Source organism: Aeromonas hydrophila subsp. hydrophila ATCC 7966 (assembly GCF_000014805.1).
Lineage (GTDB): Bacteria > Pseudomonadota > Gammaproteobacteria > Enterobacterales > Aeromonadaceae > Aeromonas > Aeromonas hydrophila.
Map to the genome: position 1 here is coordinate 484666 of NC_008570.1, position 15467 is coordinate 500132.

The 15467-nt window shown below is 64.8% G+C and carries 17 protein-coding genes; 5 read left to right on the forward strand and 12 right to left on the reverse strand.

Going from position 1 to position 15467, the window contains the following annotated elements:
* The first annotated feature begins 5 nt into the window (after positions 1-5).
* On the forward strand, positions 6-626 hold the full coding sequence (locus AHA_RS02275; protein WP_011704426.1) for an outer membrane beta-barrel protein: 621 nt from the start codon (positions 6-8) through the stop codon (positions 624-626).
* A 5-nt stretch (positions 627-631) separates the two neighbouring features.
* A complete protein-coding gene (locus AHA_RS02280; RefSeq protein ID WP_164927782.1) occupies positions 632-1174 on the forward strand; it encodes a GNAT family N-acetyltransferase in 543 nt (180 codons plus the stop codon).
* Here the strand turns inward: AHA_RS02280 and AHA_RS02285 are convergent.
* Entirely contained in the window at positions 1155-1460 is a 306-nt protein-coding gene (locus AHA_RS02285) for a monooxygenase (RefSeq protein ID WP_011704428.1), read from the reverse strand. The genes AHA_RS02280 and AHA_RS02285 overlap by 20 nt on opposite strands.
* A gap of 121 nt (positions 1461-1581) precedes the next feature.
* On the opposite strand from AHA_RS02285, the gene AHA_RS02290 reads away from it, so the two are divergent.
* Complete coding sequence (locus AHA_RS02290; RefSeq protein WP_011704429.1) at positions 1582-1947, forward strand: winged helix-turn-helix transcriptional regulator; 366 nt, start codon at positions 1582-1584, stop codon at positions 1945-1947.
* Here AHA_RS02290 and AHA_RS02295 read toward each other — a convergent pair.
* From AHA_RS02295 to AHA_RS02325, 7 genes are all read right to left on the reverse strand, one after another.
* Positions 1944-2378: an N-acetyltransferase gene (locus AHA_RS02295; protein ID WP_011704430.1), complete on the reverse strand. Its 435-nt coding sequence runs from the start codon at positions 2376-2378 to the stop codon at positions 1944-1946. The genes AHA_RS02290 and AHA_RS02295 overlap by 4 nt on opposite strands.
* 125 nt (positions 2379-2503) lie before the next feature.
* Entirely contained in the window at positions 2504-3076 is a 573-nt protein-coding gene (locus AHA_RS02300) for a hypothetical protein (protein ID WP_164927523.1), read from the reverse strand.
* Between the two features lie 129 nt (positions 3077-3205).
* A complete protein-coding gene (locus tag AHA_RS02305; RefSeq protein ID WP_011704432.1) occupies positions 3206-4243 on the reverse strand; it encodes an acyltransferase in 1038 nt (345 codons plus the stop codon).
* A 176-nt stretch (positions 4244-4419) separates the two neighbouring features.
* On the reverse strand, positions 4420-5040 hold the full coding sequence (locus AHA_RS02310) for a PepSY-associated TM helix domain-containing protein (RefSeq protein ID WP_164927524.1): 621 nt from the start codon (positions 5038-5040) through the stop codon (positions 4420-4422).
* Positions 5041-5105: 65 nt separating this feature from the next.
* The gene (locus tag AHA_RS02315; RefSeq protein WP_011704434.1) at positions 5106-7148 is read right to left on the reverse strand and encodes a TonB-dependent receptor; all 2043 of its coding nucleotides are present in this window, start codon (positions 7146-7148) and stop codon (positions 5106-5108) included.
* Positions 7149-7374: 226 nt separating this feature from the next.
* Positions 7375-8286 (reverse strand): ABC transporter substrate-binding protein, encoded by a 912-nt coding sequence (locus AHA_RS02320; protein ID WP_011704435.1) that lies wholly within the window; start codon positions 8284-8286, stop codon positions 7375-7377.
* Between the two features lie 117 nt (positions 8287-8403).
* A complete protein-coding gene (locus AHA_RS02325) occupies positions 8404-9468 on the reverse strand; it encodes a porin (RefSeq protein WP_016349239.1) in 1065 nt (354 codons plus the stop codon).
* Between the two features lie 220 nt (positions 9469-9688).
* On the opposite strand from AHA_RS02325, the gene glpX reads away from it, so the two are divergent.
* Positions 9689-10699, forward strand: coding sequence for a class II fructose-bisphosphatase (glpX, locus tag AHA_RS02330; RefSeq protein WP_011704437.1), 1011 nt, complete (start codon positions 9689-9691; stop codon positions 10697-10699).
* Between the two features lie 157 nt (positions 10700-10856).
* Entirely contained in the window at positions 10857-11108 is a 252-nt protein-coding gene (locus AHA_RS02335) for a YkgJ family cysteine cluster protein (RefSeq protein ID WP_011704438.1), read from the forward strand.
* A gap of 156 nt (positions 11109-11264) precedes the next feature.
* Here the strand turns inward: AHA_RS02335 and AHA_RS02340 are convergent, their stop codons facing one another.
* From AHA_RS02340 to hemC, 4 genes are read right to left on the reverse strand one after another with little or no spacing between them, the layout of a single operon-like run.
* On the reverse strand, positions 11265-12428 hold the full coding sequence (locus tag AHA_RS02340) for a heme biosynthesis HemY N-terminal domain-containing protein (RefSeq protein WP_011704439.1): 1164 nt from the start codon (positions 12426-12428) through the stop codon (positions 11265-11267).
* A gap of 10 nt (positions 12429-12438) precedes the next feature.
* Positions 12439-13515, reverse strand: coding sequence for a uroporphyrinogen-III C-methyltransferase (locus AHA_RS02345; RefSeq protein ID WP_011704440.1), 1077 nt, complete (start codon positions 13513-13515; stop codon positions 12439-12441).
* Entirely contained in the window at positions 13512-14246 is a 735-nt protein-coding gene (locus tag AHA_RS02350) for a uroporphyrinogen-III synthase (protein ID WP_011704441.1), read from the reverse strand. The genes AHA_RS02345 and AHA_RS02350 overlap by 4 nt, the downstream gene beginning before the upstream one ends.
* Positions 14243-15172 carry a hydroxymethylbilane synthase gene (gene hemC, locus AHA_RS02355; RefSeq protein WP_016349245.1) on the reverse strand — a complete coding sequence of 310 codons (930 nt, stop codon included), beginning with the start codon at positions 15170-15172 and terminating at the stop codon, positions 14243-14245. The genes AHA_RS02350 and hemC overlap by 4 nt, the downstream gene beginning before the upstream one ends.
* Positions 15173-15467: the final 295 nt, after the last annotated feature.

The window sequence follows — 15467 nt, forward strand, 5'->3', positions numbered from 1 at the left end:
CCGTGATGAAACGAGCAGGGATCATGATGATGGGGCTGTTGTTGCCGCTGGGGCAGGCCTGGAGCGCCGAGGGGGAGGCCGCCCTCGGCTGGCAGGTGACGCCGTTCTTCGGCTACAGCTCGGCCATCGACTTCGAGGCCAATGACGACCCCAAACCGACGCCTGTTTCCACCCGGCTGGAATCCTTGCAGGGGGAGCGCTCCGGCAGCTGGGGCCTGTTCATCAGCAAGGAGGTGGATGACCCCGGCATGATAGAGCTGCTCTACAGCCACCAGTCCACCCGCCTCTCCCCCGATCAGCCGGATCGGTTGACGGTGGATACCCTCCACTTCGCCGGGGCGCTCACCCTGTCGGACAACCTGATGGCCCCCTACATCGGCGCCGGTATCGGGGCGACCCGCTTTGCCGCCTACGACAGCGAGGTGGCCCCCTCCATGTCGCTGGCGCTCGGGGTGCAGCCGCGCCTGACCGAGCATCTGGCACTGCGGGCCGAGGTGCGCGGTTATGGCTCGCTGGTCAACGACAACAGCCAGTTTCTCTGCAACCCGGACCAGTGCGTGTTCAAGGTGCGCGGCGAGCTGGTGACCCAGTGGCAGGCCAATATCGGCCTGACCCTGCGGTTTTGAGTCTGGTGCACCGCGGCGCCTTGCCACCCCTGCCTCGTACACTGCCCTCGCTGTCGACTCCGCGGCTGTTGCTGCGGGCGTTTGATGCCAGGGACAGTGCCGATCTGTTCGCCATCTACGGGGATCCCCTGGTCATGCGTTTCGTCGGCGAGCCGCCGTTTCCCTCCCTCGCCACTGTGGCGCAGATGCTGGCGAGCGTCGCGCGGTTGCTGGCTGCCGGCGAGTCGCTGGAGTGGGGGCTGGTGGCGCGCGACAGCGGCCGCCTGATCGGCACCTGCGGCCTGCACAGCTTTGCGGGGGAGGCCGGTCTGCGCCAGGCAGAGGTGGGCTGCATGCTGGCTCGCAGCCACTGGGGAGAGGGATGGATGGCAGAGGCGCTGACGGCCCTGATCGTCTATGCCCGCCAGCTCGGCATCGCCACGCTGCTGGCGGATATCGAACCGGACAATCTGCCCAGCCAGCGGCTGTTTCGGCGGCTGGGCTTTGTCTGGCAGCAGGCTAGCTGCTACCGCTTGTCGCTTGAGGGGGTCACACCAGACCACGGGTGAGGCGGCTGAGCGGCTCGTTGACGTCGAACAGCTTGAACTGCACCGCGCTGGCGCCCATGGCGAGCACCCGCTGCTCGTGCATGGTGGCGTAGGCGAGGGCGCTCGTCTCATCTTCGAACAGATAGATGCCGCCCGCCTCGCCGGTGCGCGGGTTTTCGGTCCAGATCTTGGAGATGAAGCCCGGCTCCTTGGTGATGGACTCGGCCAGCGGCATGGCCGCGGCGGTGAGGGCCGGCCCCATCATCTCGGCGGGGAAGTTGAAATGGATCTGCAGCAGGCTGGGCATGGTGAACCTCTCGTGGGCGTTGAATGACTAGGCCCGCATCATAGGAAGCCGGCATCTTGGCTGCAAGAAGGCACATTTTCGTGGCATAGTTACCGCAAAGTAACCACTCGCGAGCCATCCCTTGTCCCCACTGCCCTGTCCCGCCTACCGGGTGCTGCGCCTGCTGGCCGGCAAATGGAAACCGGCCATCCTGTTTCATCTGCGCGCGCAGATCCTGCGCTTTGGCGATCTGCGCCGCAGCCTGCCCGAGGTGAGCCAGAAGGTGCTCACCGCCCAGCTCAAGGAGCTGGAGAGCGACGGCGTCATCATCCGCACCCTCTACCCCGACGTGCCGCCCCGGGTGGAGTACAGCCTGAGCCCGCTTGGCATCGCCCTGCTCCCCCTGCTTCAGCAGATGCACGACTTCGCGCTGAGCCACGGCTCTCTGCTGGCGCAGAGCGAAGCGGGGGCGGCCCGCGAGGAGCCCCATCTCGGCGAGCCCGGTTAATCCCGCGCCGGCCAGATCATCACCCACTCGGCGCAGCCGGTGTGGGGATCCACACCCCCTGCCGCCACCTGAAATCCTTGCGCGCGATAGAAGTCGCACGCGGTCCGGTTCTGCTGATAGACCTGCAGCCGCAGGGTCGGCAACCGCTGTTTGGCGTGCTCGAGCAGGGCCTTGCCCAGCCCTTGCCCCTGCCGCGCGGGGGCCACGAAGAGGGCGGCCAGGGTGCCCTCATGCAGGGAGTAGAAGCCCAGCACCTGCTCACCCAGGCAAAGCAGCTGGCTGTCGGCGGCGGGCAGATAGATCTCCCGCATCGGCGCCAGGTTGGCGTGCCAGTAAGCGGGCTCGATGAAGTGGTGGGCCTGCAGGGAGGCCTCCAGCCAGATGGCGAGGACGGCCTCGGTGTCGGCCGGGGTGAAGGGGCGGATCTGCATGGGTGTCTCGTCTGGAATCATCACAAGGGAGGCATGGTAACAGCACAGGCTCCGTCGTCACCCGGCGAGTGGCCAAAGTGGTACCCCCATAACAAAACAGGCGACCCGCAGGTCGCCTGTTGCCGTTAGCCGGCGTAGGGGAGGGAGGAGTGGTGCAGCACGATGCGCACCTTGCCGTCGTCCCCCTTCTTGAAGCCCCAGGTTTTGTCGACCGTGGTCTGCTTGTTGTCTCGGTCGGTCAGGTGCACCTTGCCCATGGTGAGGGCCATGTCGCCGTTGATGTAGACGGCGGCGTTGTCGTAGTTGTAGCTCTGCCAGTTCTTGAGGGCGAAGCCGGTGTCGGCGGGATAGGCCTGATTGTTGCCGACGAAGTAGGCCAGCGCCCCTGCCTGATTGATGCGGAAAGTCTGTTCGCCGCCGGCCAGGGTCGGCTTGAACAGCACGGGGCCATGGTGGTAGCCGTAGGCGCCGTCGAGCACGGCGGTGGCGGTGGCTCTGGCCTTGTCGATGCCGCCGCTGCGGTAGTCATCGCTGATCTGGATCAGGGCCTTGCCCCAGGCATCCTGCGCGGCCTTGATCTCGGCTTCGGTGATGTTGTTGTTGGCGATTTGGGCGGCGCTGAGGGAGCCGCTGGCGGCGAGCAGAACGAGGACAAGGCCGGATTGCTTGGTGAACAACGTCTTGGTGAGCAACTTCATACGGTCGTGACTCCTGGGTGTCGCGTTTAAGGAGACCCGGAGTTTATCTATCTGCGATGAATAAAAATTGAACCCCCCATTCAGCCTTGAGTGGGGAGGGATCGGCTTCCCTCCCATCTCCTGTTCCCCTCAGCGGGCCCGCAACAGCCAGCGACTGGCCGTCCCCAGCGCCAGCAGCCGGTAGCCGAGCAGGGAGAGCGCCAGCAGCGCCGGCACCTTCAGCAGCTCCCACCACACCTGCTTGCCCTGCGGGCCGAAGATCATCAGCCACACCACCAGCATCATGTGCAGGCAGTAGAGGCCCAGCACCTTGGGGGCCTGGCGTTCGAGCCAGCTGCCCCGGCCCCAGCCCGGGTTGGCCAGCAGCAGGCCGAACAGCCCCAGCGCCCAGGGGAGCGAACCCAGCAGGAAGTCGTGGCGATTGAGGGGCACGGCGGCAAAGTGCAGCAGCCCTGCGGCCTCCAGGGCGTAGAGCCCCATCCCCGCCGCCATCAGCAGGGCGCAGCGCCTGGCATCCGGCTGCCAGGCGCGCAGGCGCAGCTCGGCGCCGAGGGCCACGAACAGCAGCGAGAAGAAGGGGCCGTTGCGGGTCAGCAGGGCCCACTCGTCCCCCAGCAGCGGCGGGCCATAGGAGCCGCCGAGCAGGGCCAGCCCGTAGAGCAGAACGCCCAGCAGCAGGGCCAGCCGGGGCAGGCGGGCCTGCTGGCAGAGCGCCAGGATCAGCACCGCCAGCATCAGGGCGGGCAGGAACCAGAGGTGGATCATGCCGCCCACCCACCAGGCGTTGAGCGGATCCCCCAGCTGCATCTGCCACTGGCTTGCCATGGCCGGCAGGTAGCCCTCGCTCACCGCCGCGAGCGGGTTGAAGGGGATCAGCACGTAGAGCAGGCTCCACGCCAGCCAGAGCCCCAGCAGCGGACGGCAGTAGCGCAGCGCCACCGTCAGGGGGTGGCCTGCGGCGAGAGCGGGTTGCAGAAAGTAGCCGGCGCAGAGGAAGAACAGCGGCACCGCGAAGCGGCAAAGCTGGTTGATGACGCCCCCGAGCCAGAAGTAGAGAGTGCCGTCCCACAGGGTGGGATCGAAGGGGTTGCTGAAGGGGGAGAGGTGAATGGCCATCACCGCCATGATGGCCACCACCCGTCCGCATTCGATGCTGGAGATGCGCATGCTGCCTCTTGCCGCTTGGGTTGAGGGCGCACCCTAGCAGCCGCAGGCGATCCTCATCCAGCCGCCAGGCCGGCAACTGTGACTCCCATCGGCGGCCGGTTACCCTTTGTTACCCGAGGTGCGGGCAAGGTTACCGCCGCCGAGAGACAGATCCCGTTTTGCCGTCGGTAAACGCGCTAGAGCAGGGCCACCAGCACGGTGACCAGGGCGCCCAGCAGCAGCAGGGCGATGCCGCGCGCGGCCGGGCCGTGCAGCTTGTTCCACATCAGCAGGCTGGTGAGGGCCAGCAGCAGCATGGCCAGCGCCGCCAGATCCCCCACCAGCTGCCACGGCAGGCCGGTACCCATGCCACGGTGCAGCCGGTTGAGGCTGGAGGCGAAGTTGGCCTGCTGCAGTTCGGTGCGCACCAGCAATGTGCCCGCCACATAGCTGGCGGCCACGCTCTGACTGAGGGTGACGCCGCGCATCTCCCAGCGGGCCGGCAGGGTGAGCGGGCTGTCGGGGGTGGGCAGAGTCTGGGGCGGGGTGAGCTGGACGCGCCCCTCCTCGAATCCTGCTGGATAGCGTTGCTGCAGCAGGCTTTTCAGCTCATCCGGGCTGCTCAGCGGTGCGCTCAACACTATCTCTTCGCTGGACTTTTCGGTGTGGGGGCCGGGCAGCGGCAGCACGGCCCTGTGTTGCAGCCAGAGGCCGGTGAGGCCGTAGAGCAGCATCAGGGTGAGGGTGGCAAAGCCGGCCCAGGCGTGGATGCGGCGCACCCACTTGTTGTTGTGCAGGGGGAGTTTTCTGCGTTTCATCGCTCGGTGCTTCATAAAAATCTGGCCAGCTGAAGCTGGCCAGAGGGATCGGGAAAAGGCGGGGATCAGAAGCGGTAGGCGGCGCTCAGATGCAGCTGACGGGGTGTGCCCGGCATGATCTGGGAGGCGCTGGTGGCGCTGACGAAGTAGTCGTGATCGGTCAGGTTCTCCACGCTCAGCTGGGTTTCCCACTGCTGCCAGCGGTAGCCGGCACGGGCGTCGAAGCGGGCGTAACCGGGCAGGGTGGTGGTGTTGGCGTTGTCGGCGAAGCGATCGCCCACCGCGGTCACCCCGGTCTCGCCGAACCAGCCCTGCTTGCCGCTCTGATAGCCGGCGAACAGCTCGCCGTTCTGGCGGGAGACGTTCATCGGCCGCTTGCCTTGCAGATCGGCGTCAGCCTTGACCTGCTCGGCATCCTGGATGGCGATGCCGCCGCGCAGGTAGAGCTCGTCGGTCAGCTGGGCGCGGGCGCTCAGCTCGATCCCCTCGGTGCGCTGCAGACCGGTGAGGATCACCTTGGTGGGATCCAGTGGATCCTTGCTGCGCTTGTTGTACATCTCCAGCCGGTAGAGGGAGAGGGTGGTCGCCAGGCGGCCATCCAGCCAGTCGCTCTTCACGCCGCCCTCGTACAGCCGGGTGTGCTGGGGATCCAGGTTGTTGTTCTTGTCGCCCGGGGTGATGCCGATCAGCTCGCCGCCCACCGGGGTGAAGGTCTTGCTGTAGGAGGCGTAGAAGGCGTGCTCCTCGATCGGGTTCCACACCAGGCCCAGGCGCGGGCTCAGGCTGGTGACCGAGACGGTCTCCTCCTTGTTGAGGTCGTTGCGGCGGCTGGTGACGGTGAAGTCGTCGCGGCGCAGACCCGCCAGCAGGTGCCAGTCGCCCAGGCTGAGCTGATCCTGCACATAGAGGCCGTAGCCACGCACCTTGTGGTTGGCGTCGCTGGAGAGCTTCATGGCGCCGTCGTAGGTGGGCAGGGAGCCTGGATCATAGAGGTTGCCGGCCGGGATCGCGGTGGCGTTCTGGTAGAGCTTGGGGGTGCGCTCCTGCCAGTTCTGCTCGAAGCCCACCAGCAGACGGTGCTCGACGGGGCCGGTCTGCAGCTGGCCTTCGGCCTCGGTGTTGCTGATCAGGCTATTGGCCTTGAGATCCTGCTGCCAGCGGGAGCGGGTCACCTGATCCCCCTTCACGCTGGTGACATAGGTGTTGTCGAACTGGCTGTCGAGGCTGGTGTAGCCCAGCTGCTGGCGCAGTTGCCACTGATCGTTGATGTCCCAGGTGAGGCGCGAACGGGTGGACTGGGCCACATCGTCGATGAAGTCGCGGCGGGTATCGCTGTAGACATACTCCTTCGGCACGTCGGCCGGCCGGCCGTTGACGCCGGGGATGCCGCGATCCGGGGTGCGGTCGTGCTCGTTGCGCTCGTACTGCACCAGCCAGTTCAGCTTGTCGCTGATCTCCCAGTTGACGGAGGGGGCCAGCAGGGTACGCTTGCTGGTCACGCCGTTGCGAAAGCTGTCCTTGTCTTCCTGAGCCAGGTTGAGGCGCACCTGCACCTGTTCACCCGCTTCACCGTTGAGGTCGGCGGCCAGCCGGCGGCTGTCGAAGCTGCCGACCTGGGCGCTGACGCTGGACTCCAGCCCCTTCTGCGGCTTCTTGCTGACCCGGTTGACGATGCCACCTGTGCTGCCACGGCCATAGAGCACCGCTGCCGGCCCCTTGAGCACTTCGACCCGCTCGGTGTTGCCAAGGTCGCGGGTGTACTGCATGTCGTCGCGAAAGCCGTCCAGATAGAAGTCGTTGCTGGCGCTGAAGCCGCGGATGTTGACGCCATCGAAGCGGGTGTCACCGCTGGCGTTGACGCCGGGGATGCCGGTCAGCGCCTCGCTCAGGGTGGGCTGGCCGAAGGCGGTCAGCTCGCTCGCCTTGACGCTGTCGATGGCCTGCGGCACCAGCTTGGCCGGGGTGTTGGTACGGGTCGCGGTGGCGACCTCTTCATGTTGGCTGCGTTTGCCGACCACTGTCATGGTCTCGTCTTCGGCGTGTGCGCCGGCGCTCAGGGCCAGCAGGGCGACACTCAGCAGAGTGCGCGGGTGGTGAGGTGTGTGCATGTTGCGTGTTGACTCTTGAAGAAGCGACCTGATGGTCTGAACTTATTGATTTATTTGTAATTATTTTGTTTTCTCCCATCCGGGAGGATGCTAATGATATTGATTTTCATTAGCTGTGCAATAGAAACATGTTTTGGCGATGGAACTGGGTATCGGCTGGCTCGCCAGCGCCGACAGGGCGCCCTGCCGGCAAGGTGACGGGAGGAGGGAAGAAGGGGGAAAGGGCTCAGTGGTCGGCGGTGGAGGGGGCGATCTCGGCCAGCTGCTTGCCCAGTACCAGCCGCGGCGCCGGGTCGGTCTGCAGCGGGATATCCTGCAGCGGGGTGCCCTGCAGGTTGCGGTGGATGATGTTGGCCGCCATCTGGCCGAGGGCCCGATAGCTGCTGATGGTGCCGACGGTGCAGCCGTGCTCGACATAGAGCTCGGCACTGCAGATGGTGGGGATGCCCGCCTCGTTGAGGGCGGCCAGCAGTTCGGGGGCGATGGAGAGCAGGTAGCTGTCGGCGGCGAGAAACACGATGCTCTCTTTGGCGTCGTGCTGCAGCCGCTTGAGCTCGCTGGCCAGCCGCCGCTTGTCCGGCGCGATGCGCCAGGTGGTGAGCTCCCACTGGTAGCGACGGGCTTCGCGCAGCAGCAGCTCGCCGGTCAGCAGGGTGTTCTGCTCGCGCGGGTTGAACGGCAGCAGCATCCCCTTGCCGGCGGGCAGATAGCGGCGGGCGTTGGCGAGCTGCAGCGCCATCGGCACCATGTTGCTGGTGCCGGCCACCATCTGGTTTTCCGTCTTGTCGTCGGACAGGAATCCGGCCCCGACGGGGTCGGACACTATGCTGAAAATCAGCGGCTTGCGGTTGCCCACCAGGCTCTTGACCATGGCCGTGGCGGTGGTACCGAAGCAGTAGATGTAGTCGTAGTCGGCGAGGGAGGGCAGCAGTTGCTGGCGCAGCAGGGTAGCCAGCACGGTTCTGTCCTGATTGGCGTTGAAGGTGACGAAAGTGGGGTGATGACCGAGCCGGTTCAGCTCGTCGCGAAAGCCGCGCTCGGCGTCCGTTTCGCCGCGCCACAGCACCATGGCGATGGTCAGCGCCTGGACGGGCAGGGCGCAGAGCAGACAGCAGCAGATGAGCAGGCGTAGCGGCATGATGATCTCCTCGTCGTGGTTCTGTTGAGCCTAGATCATGGGGAGCAGGGCACGCCGACGGGGATGCAAAAGAGCGCGCCGGCATCAGCCGGCGCGCGCAGTGCAGAGGGGCCCGACTTAGAAGTCGTAGCGGGCCGCCAGCTGGAAGTCATCCTTGACGTTGAGCTTGCCGCTCTCTTTGCTGTCGAGGTTGTTGATGCGGTACTCGCCGATGACGCGCAGGTTCTTGTTGAACTTGTACTGGGCGCCCAGGGTGTAGTAGTCGATGGAGTCATAGTCGGCCTTGCCGTCCTGCTCGACCTTCTGCTTGTTCCACAGCGCCATCAGGCCGAAGCCGTTCTCGAAGTTGTAGCCCAGCGCCCCTTCCCAGCCGGTGTGATCCTTGCCGGTGGCCAGGAAGTCGGTACCGTCCGCATAGCTCAGGGCGGCGTAGACGGCCTTGTTGTCGTACTTGGCGGAGAGCAGCCACAGCTTGGCATCCTCTTCCCCGTTCTTGTCGCGGATCCCCACGTTGTAGGCGGTGCCCAGCGCCAGGTTGAACGGGAAGGTGTAGGCCACGGCGGCGCCGTAGGCGGCATCGCTGTCCTTGCTGGTGGTCTCTTCGGTGTCACCGCCGTCGAACTTGTAGCTGGTGTCTACCTGGAAGCCGTTGAACAGACCGGAGTACTTCAGCACGGATCCGGCACGGTTGGTGGCGAAGGTGTCGGTCTTGGCGCCCAGCGCGTCGTTGCCGTAACCGTCGGAGAGAGAAACGTCGGTCCAGTCAGCCAGGAAGCCAGGGGCCCCTTTCTGGCGACCGAAGGTGATGTTGCCCCAGTCGGCGCCAACACCGGCGAACGCCAGACGGGTGCGCAGGTTGTCGGAGTTCTCGCTGATGGTCTTCTCGCTGTCGTTGATGTACATCTGCACTTCGTACTGGGCCAGCGCCTTCAGTTGGCTGTTGATCTGGCTGTCGACCTTGGCGCCGAAGCGGACGAACTGGTTGGCGCCCTGCTTGTCGCTGTACTCCTGAGTGCCGTTCGGATGGGTGCTGTCGACCCCTTCCTTCTTGTCACCGAAGAACTGGCCGGCGTAGATGCGGCCGTACAGATCCAGGGTGGTGGTGTCATTCTTGTAAACTTCAACGGCGTGAGCCTGGAAGGCCGCGGTGAGAGCCAGTGCCACTACAGTCAGCTTTTTCATCTTAATCCCTTGTGTTGCAAGCTTTGTTGTAAAAGACGGGGGCCATGCTAGGCAGGGGGGATGACAGCGGGGTGACACTCTCGTGAAGTGTCGGTGGCGGTTTGATGTCAAATTGGTGAAAGGGCCGTGTTTTGTGTGACGAACCGCCACTTTTGCGCGCAAAGGTTTGCCCTTGTGGTAGAATGCCGCCCGTTTTCGAGCTCCAAAGGTTGGATATGCGATGAGACGTGAACTGGCAATCGAGTTTTCCCGAGTGACGGAAGCGGCTGCACTGGCTGGCTACAAGTGGCTCGGACGTGGTGATAAGAATATCGCCGATGGGGCGGCCGTTGCGGCCATGCGCCATATCCTCAATCAGATCCAGATCGATGGTGAGATTGTGATCGGCGAGGGTGAAATTGACGAAGCCCCCATGCTCTACATCGGCGAGAAGGTGGGCACGGGCCTGGGCGACGCGGTGGACATCGCGGTCGATCCCATCGAGGGTACCCGCATGACCGCCATGGGTCAGGCCAATGCCCTGGCCGTGCTGGCCGTCGGCGACAAGGGCTCCTTCCTCAAGGCTCCCGACATGTACATGGAGAAGCTGATCGTGGGTCCCAAGGCCAAGGGTGCCATCGACCTCGATGAGGCGCTCGAGCTGAACCTCAAGGCCGTGGCCAAGGCGCTCGGCAAGCCGCTCTCCCGCCTGACCGTGATCACCCTGGCCAAGCCGCGTCACGACAAGGCGATCAAGGAGATGCAGGGGCTGGGTGTGCGGGTGTTCGCCATTCCCGACGGCGACGTGGCTGCCTCCATCCTCACCTGTCTGCCGGACAGCGAAGTGGACATGCTGTATGGCATCGGCGGCGCACCGGAAGGGGTGATCTCGGCGGCGGTGATCCGTGCGCTGGACGGTGACATGCAGGCCCGCTTGGTGCCCCGTCATCAGGTCAAGGGCGACAGCCCGGAAGTGCGTGCGCTGGGCGAGCAGGAAATTGCCCGCTGCGAGGCACTCGGCATCGACGTGAGCAAGGTGCTCAAGCTGGAAGACCTGGCCAAGAATGACAACGTCATCTTCTCGGCCACCGGCATCACCAAGGGTGATCTGCTGGACGGCATCACCAGCGACGGCGTCATGGCGACCACCGAGACCCTGCTGATCCGTGGCAAGTCGCGGACCATCCGCCGCATCAAGTCGATTCACTTCCTGGATCGCAAAGACAGCGTTGTGCGGGACATCATCCTGTAAGCAGGAAGATGGCTGTTGCTGAACGACCAAAGCCCGACGCTGTCGGGCTTTTTGTTGTCTGCTTGCAAGGGGACTATTTCATGGCGGGGCCGGGATAACAGTGAGGAAAATCCCCGCCCTTTGCTAAACTGGTTCGCCCTGCCGAGGAAAGCATCACATGGAATGTCGTCAAGGTTGCGGTGCCTGCTGCATCGCCCCCAGTATCAGCAGTGCCATTCCCGGCATGCCCGACGGCAAACCGGCCGGCGTGCCCTGCGTGCAGCTCGATGCGCGGCTGGGCTGCAAGATCTTCGGCCAGCCCGAGCGGCCGGCGGTGTGCGGCGGCTTTCGTCCCATGCAGGACGTGTGCGGCTATCACCGGGAGGAGGCCATCTGGCTCATCGGTGAACTGGAGCGAATGACGTCCTGAGGCTGACCCTCTCCCTCAGGGAGAGAGTGGTTGCTGGCTCCCCCCTCATCCCCGACCCTTCTCCCGCGAAGGGAGCAGGGAGAGCTACCATTCGGAACAATCCCAATAAAAAGAGGCCGCAACTGCGGCCTCTTTTTATTTCGTGACGAACGGACGTCAGACGTCGGCCAGCTGCAATGCCTGGCGGTAGTACTCGTTGGCCTTGTTGGTGAGGCGGCGCTTGTCCATTACCTGACCGAGGGCGTGGTAGACGGCGGCGTTCGGCGCTTTTGCGACCTCCTGCTCCAGCAGGCGCTGGGCGTCGTCCAGCTGACCGGCCAGCAGGTAGACCTGGGCCAGCGCCGCGTCGACGCCCGGCTGATCCTGGATCTTCTGCAACAGGGTCAGCATCGGCTGGTAGCTGTCGAGCTTGAGCTTGGGCAGACGGGCCAGCAGCTGGGGCGAGACCTGCTTGCGCAGCGCATCCAGCCACAGCTCGGCGGCCTCATTGTCGGCTCCCAGCTGGCGCAGGCGATCGCCATAGGCGGCCAGCAGATCCGGATCCTGGCGCAGCTTGCGCGGCAGCTCCTGCCAGATCGGGCGCAGGGTCTCGAGGGCGCCGCTGGCGGCGTCGAGGCGGCCACGCCAGGCTTGCTGCAGCAGGTCTTCTTCCTGTTTGGGGGTCAGCTTGCCCACCTTGTGCAGCACCGGGATGAGATCGATGAGGGCAGCCCAGTCCTCGCGGGCCAGGTGCACCTGGCGCAGCTGGTCCAGCACCATGGGGTGGCGCGGGTTGAGGGCATAGACGGATTCCAGCATGGCCAGCGCGGTATCGTACTGGCCCTGCTCGATCTGCAGCTGGGTCTGGGTCAGGGTCAGCGCCAGCTCGGCCTTGGGATTCTCTTCCTGCGCCTTTTGCAGGTATTGGTCCCGGCGCACGTCATCGCCACGGGCCTGGGCCGCCTTGGCGGCGCTCAGGTAGTTGAGCAGCGGGGTGTCGCTGTTGCTGGCGCCCTTGAGCATCAGCTTCTCGGCCTGGCTGTAGTGCCCCTCGGCCATGGCCAGGGTGGCGGCCACGGTCTGCTGGTTGGCCTTGCGGCGCCGGCGCGAGCCGTACCAGCCCAGGGTCTTGCGGCGCAGGCCGAATACCCGGCCCAGCAGCCACTCGACGATGAGCAGGGCACCGTAGAACAGCACCGCCAGGATCACCGCGCTGGTGACCGAAGATTCAACCGTGTAGTTGCCCAGCGAGATCAGCACATAGCCCTTGTTGCCGGAGGCCTGCGGGCCGAAGATGAGGCCCGCCACCATGGCGGCCACCAGTACAATCAGACGAATCATGGTGCCCTCCTCAGTTGCTGGCCAGAATGCGCTGCAGGCGCTCGGTCAGCACCTCTTCCAGCATGGCCTGGGTCTTGAAGCGATCCGGGTAGTTGAACTGGATCTGCTCCCCCTTGAGCTTGTCCAGTTCGGACTGCATGTAGTGGGTGGCGCTGTTGTCGGTGTCAAAATACTGGGTCAGCCAGCGCTGGGCCTTGTCCAGGCTGTCGTCATAGAGGGCCTGCTGCTCGCGGTAGACGGCGAGCTGGGCCTGCAGCAGCTTGGTCTTGAGGTTCTCGCGCAGGAAGATCTCCTGCTGCGGGGAGAGCAGGGCCTCCACCGCGCCGTCACGACGGCGGATGGTGATGAAGTTCTCGGTGAATTTGACCCAGTTCTTCTTGAGATTGCTCTCCCACTCGTCCGGGTTGGTGCTGACGGCCTGATCGGGCTCGCTCTTGGCTTCCGGCATGCTGACGGTGGAGAGCGGCAGCAGCTCGATCTGATCGGAGAGGGCGGCCAGCTTCAGGGTCAGCCCTTCGCGGTCGATGCGCGGCATCCCCTTGAGCTGGGCGATGTCTTCGGCCAGCGCCTTGCGGATGGGCATCAGACTGGGATCGTTGAGCGCCTTGATGCGCTCGTCGGCATTGCCGAGCAGAGTGATGGCGGAGACGAGGTCGTGTTCCAGCCACAGCTTGCGACCGGCCATCCGCACCAGGTATTCGGATTCGGCCAGCATCCAGTCGTTGGGGCGCTTGTCGTTGAGATCCAGCACCCGGGTCTGCAACCCCTTGAGCTCGTCCTGCAGCAGTTGCTGCTGCTTGCCGAGGGCGGCCAGCTGCTCGCCATCCTTGCTGTTGCTCTGGTCAAGCTTGTTCATGGCCTCGGCCAGTTGCAGCTTGAGCTGGTTCAGCTCGCCCTGCTGGGCGACGGCACTCTTGTGGCCGTGCAGATAGAGGCCGCCGGTCAGGCCGAGGGCCAGCAGGATGGCGATGCCGCCGACCACAGCACCCGAGCTGCCCTTCTTGTTGTTGGCGACCTTCTGGCCGGGTTGCTTGTTGTCGGCCACGGAGGCCGCGGCACTCGGCTGGACTTCTTGCTGTTCAGTCATTCCATCTTCCTCAGTTCCAGAGCGGCCGTCAGGGCCTGGTTGGATGCACCCTGGGCAATCGTGATATGGGTAAAGCCCGCCGCCGCGGCCATCTCGGCCACCCGCGGGCTGGGCACCACCAGCAGGCGGTCGTGCAGCCAGGGCAGCTGTTGGTCCGGGACCAGTTCCAGCAGCCGTTGCAGCAGTTCACCGCTGGTGACGAGCAGGCTGTCGAGCCCGGCCGCCTGCCAGTGGCAAGTCAATGCGTCCCCGTCCAGTGCGGGGTAGTGGCGCTCATAGGCCGCACAATAGTGCACCAGTGCGCCGCGTGAGGCCAGCGTCCGGGCGATGAGATCCCGGCCGCCATTGCCGCGCAGGATCAGCACCTGCTTGCCGTTCACCTGTTGCAGGCTGGGCAGGGCCAGCAGCCCTTCGCTGCGCGGATCGTCCGGGCTCAAGGCCTGGATGCCCACCTCAGAGAAGGCATCCGCGCTGGCCTGGCCGACTGCAAAGTAGTCAATATTTGGCCAGGTCTGACCAGTTTGCAACAGAAAATGATGAGTGAAATTAACTGCATGCACGCTGACGGCGATGACGATGTCGGCCTGGGGCAGCAGTTCGGGCAGGCGGTGCAGTTCGCTGCCCGCCACGGTTTCCAGCAGCGGGCAGCAGAGCGGTGCGTGGCCGTGCTGGCGCAGCAGCGCCGCCAGCTCGGCGGCCTGGGCGGCCGGGCGCACCACCAGCGGGATCATGCCCGGTAGACCTCGGCCAGGATGACATCGGCACCATCGGCCAGCAGACGCTGGGCCAGGGTGTGACCGAGGGCCTCGCCGTCGGCCAGCGGGCCGCGGATCTCGTCGCGAATGACACGGCTGCCATCCGGGCTGCCCACCAGACCGCGCAGCCACACTTCTTCCCCCTGCACCAGAGCGTAGGCCCCGATAGGGACCTGGCAGCCCCCCTGCAGGGCGCGGTTCATGGCGCGTTCGGTCAGTACCCGGATCCGGGTCTCGGGGTGTTCGAGCGGTGCCAGCAGGGCGTGCAGCTCGTGATCGTCGAGCCGGCACTCGATGCCGACCGCGCCCTGACCGTTGGCGGGCAGGCTCTGCTCCGGCTCGATGAAGGCGGTGATGCGGTGTGCCATCTCCAGCCGTTTCAGGCCGGCGGCGGCGAGGATGATGGCGTCGTATTCACCGGCGTCCAGCTTGGCGAGACGGGTGTTGACGTTGCCGCGCAGGTCGCGGATCACCAGATCCGGGCGTGCCGCGCGCAGCTGGCACTGACGACGCAGGCTGGAGGTGCCGACCACGGCTCCCTGCGGCAGCTCATCAATCTGGCCGAAGCGGTTGGAAACAAAGGCATCGCGCGGATCTTCGCGCTCGCAGATGGTGTGCAGGCCGAGCCCCTCGGGGAACTCCACCGGCACGTCTTTCATGGAGTGCACGGCGATGTCGGCCCGTCCCTCCAGCATGGCGGTTTCCAGCTCCTTGACGAACAACCCCTTGCCGCCCACCTTGGCGAGAGGGGTATCCAGGATCTTGTCACCCTGAGTGCTCATGGGCACCAGCTCGACCTGCAACTCGGGGTACAGGGCTTCCAGCCGGTCTTTGACGAAGTTGGCCTGCCACAGGGCCAAGGGGCTCTTGCGAGTGGCAATTTTCAGGGTTCGGGCTGCCATATCAATCAGTTGTTTCATCTTTAGAAGGAAAACGATCTTACCACCCTTTGCAGGGGCTTTCATGGCGCAGCCCGCAAAAGCGGGCTCAAGCTCAAAAACGGCCGCTGAAAATGATTTTTATTAAGTCTGGCTTGCCGGTTAATTTGTTGAAATTACAGTTCTTTATTGCTTTCCAATGATACTGTTTAGTGACTTGTCATAAATAATCCGGCGATTGTGTGCGGGCTTGTTTACCACCGCTGTTTGCATTGTTAACATGATCACACTTTTTTGACGTCTCCCCGTTTTGGTGCGT

Coding starts and splice junctions, on each gene's coding strand:
- AHA_RS02320 (WP_011704435.1), bottom strand. CDS start 8,286: ATGCCGCTACGCCTGCTCATCTGCTGCTGTCTGCTCTGCGCCCTGCCC.
- glpX (WP_011704437.1), top strand. CDS start 9,689: ATGAGACGTGAACTGGCAATCGAGTTTTCCCGAGTGACGGAAGCGGCT.
- hemC (WP_016349245.1), bottom strand. CDS start 15,172: ATGGCAGCCCGAACCCTGAAAATTGCCACTCGCAAGAGCCCCTTGGCC.
- AHA_RS02300 (WP_164927523.1), bottom strand. CDS start 3,076: ATGAAGTTGCTCACCAAGACGTTGTTCACCAAGCAATCCGGCCTTGTC.
- AHA_RS02350 (WP_011704441.1), bottom strand. CDS start 14,246: ATGATCCCGCTGGTGGTGCGCCCGGCCGCCCAGGCCGCCGAGCTGGCG.
- AHA_RS02315 (WP_011704434.1), bottom strand. CDS start 7,148: ATGCACACACCTCACCACCCGCGCACTCTGCTGAGTGTCGCCCTGCTG.
- AHA_RS02285 (WP_011704428.1), bottom strand. CDS start 1,460: ATGCCCAGCCTGCTGCAGATCCATTTCAACTTCCCCGCCGAGATGATG.
- AHA_RS02275 (WP_011704426.1), top strand. CDS start 6: ATGAAACGAGCAGGGATCATGATGATGGGGCTGTTGTTGCCGCTGGGG.
- AHA_RS02295 (WP_011704430.1), bottom strand. CDS start 2,378: ATGCAGATCCGCCCCTTCACCCCGGCCGACACCGAGGCCGTCCTCGCC.
- AHA_RS02325 (WP_016349239.1), bottom strand. CDS start 9,468: ATGAAAAAGCTGACTGTAGTGGCACTGGCTCTCACCGCGGCCTTCCAG.
- AHA_RS02305 (WP_011704432.1), bottom strand. CDS start 4,243: ATGCGCATCTCCAGCATCGAATGCGGACGGGTGGTGGCCATCATGGCG.
- AHA_RS02335 (WP_011704438.1), top strand. CDS start 10,857: ATGGAATGTCGTCAAGGTTGCGGTGCCTGCTGCATCGCCCCCAGTATC.
- AHA_RS02340 (WP_011704439.1), bottom strand. CDS start 12,428: ATGATTCGTCTGATTGTACTGGTGGCCGCCATGGTGGCGGGCCTCATC.
- AHA_RS02345 (WP_011704440.1), bottom strand. CDS start 13,515: ATGACTGAACAGCAAGAAGTCCAGCCGAGTGCCGCGGCCTCCGTGGCC.
- AHA_RS02310 (WP_164927524.1), bottom strand. CDS start 5,040: ATGAAACGCAGAAAACTCCCCCTGCACAACAACAAGTGGGTGCGCCGC.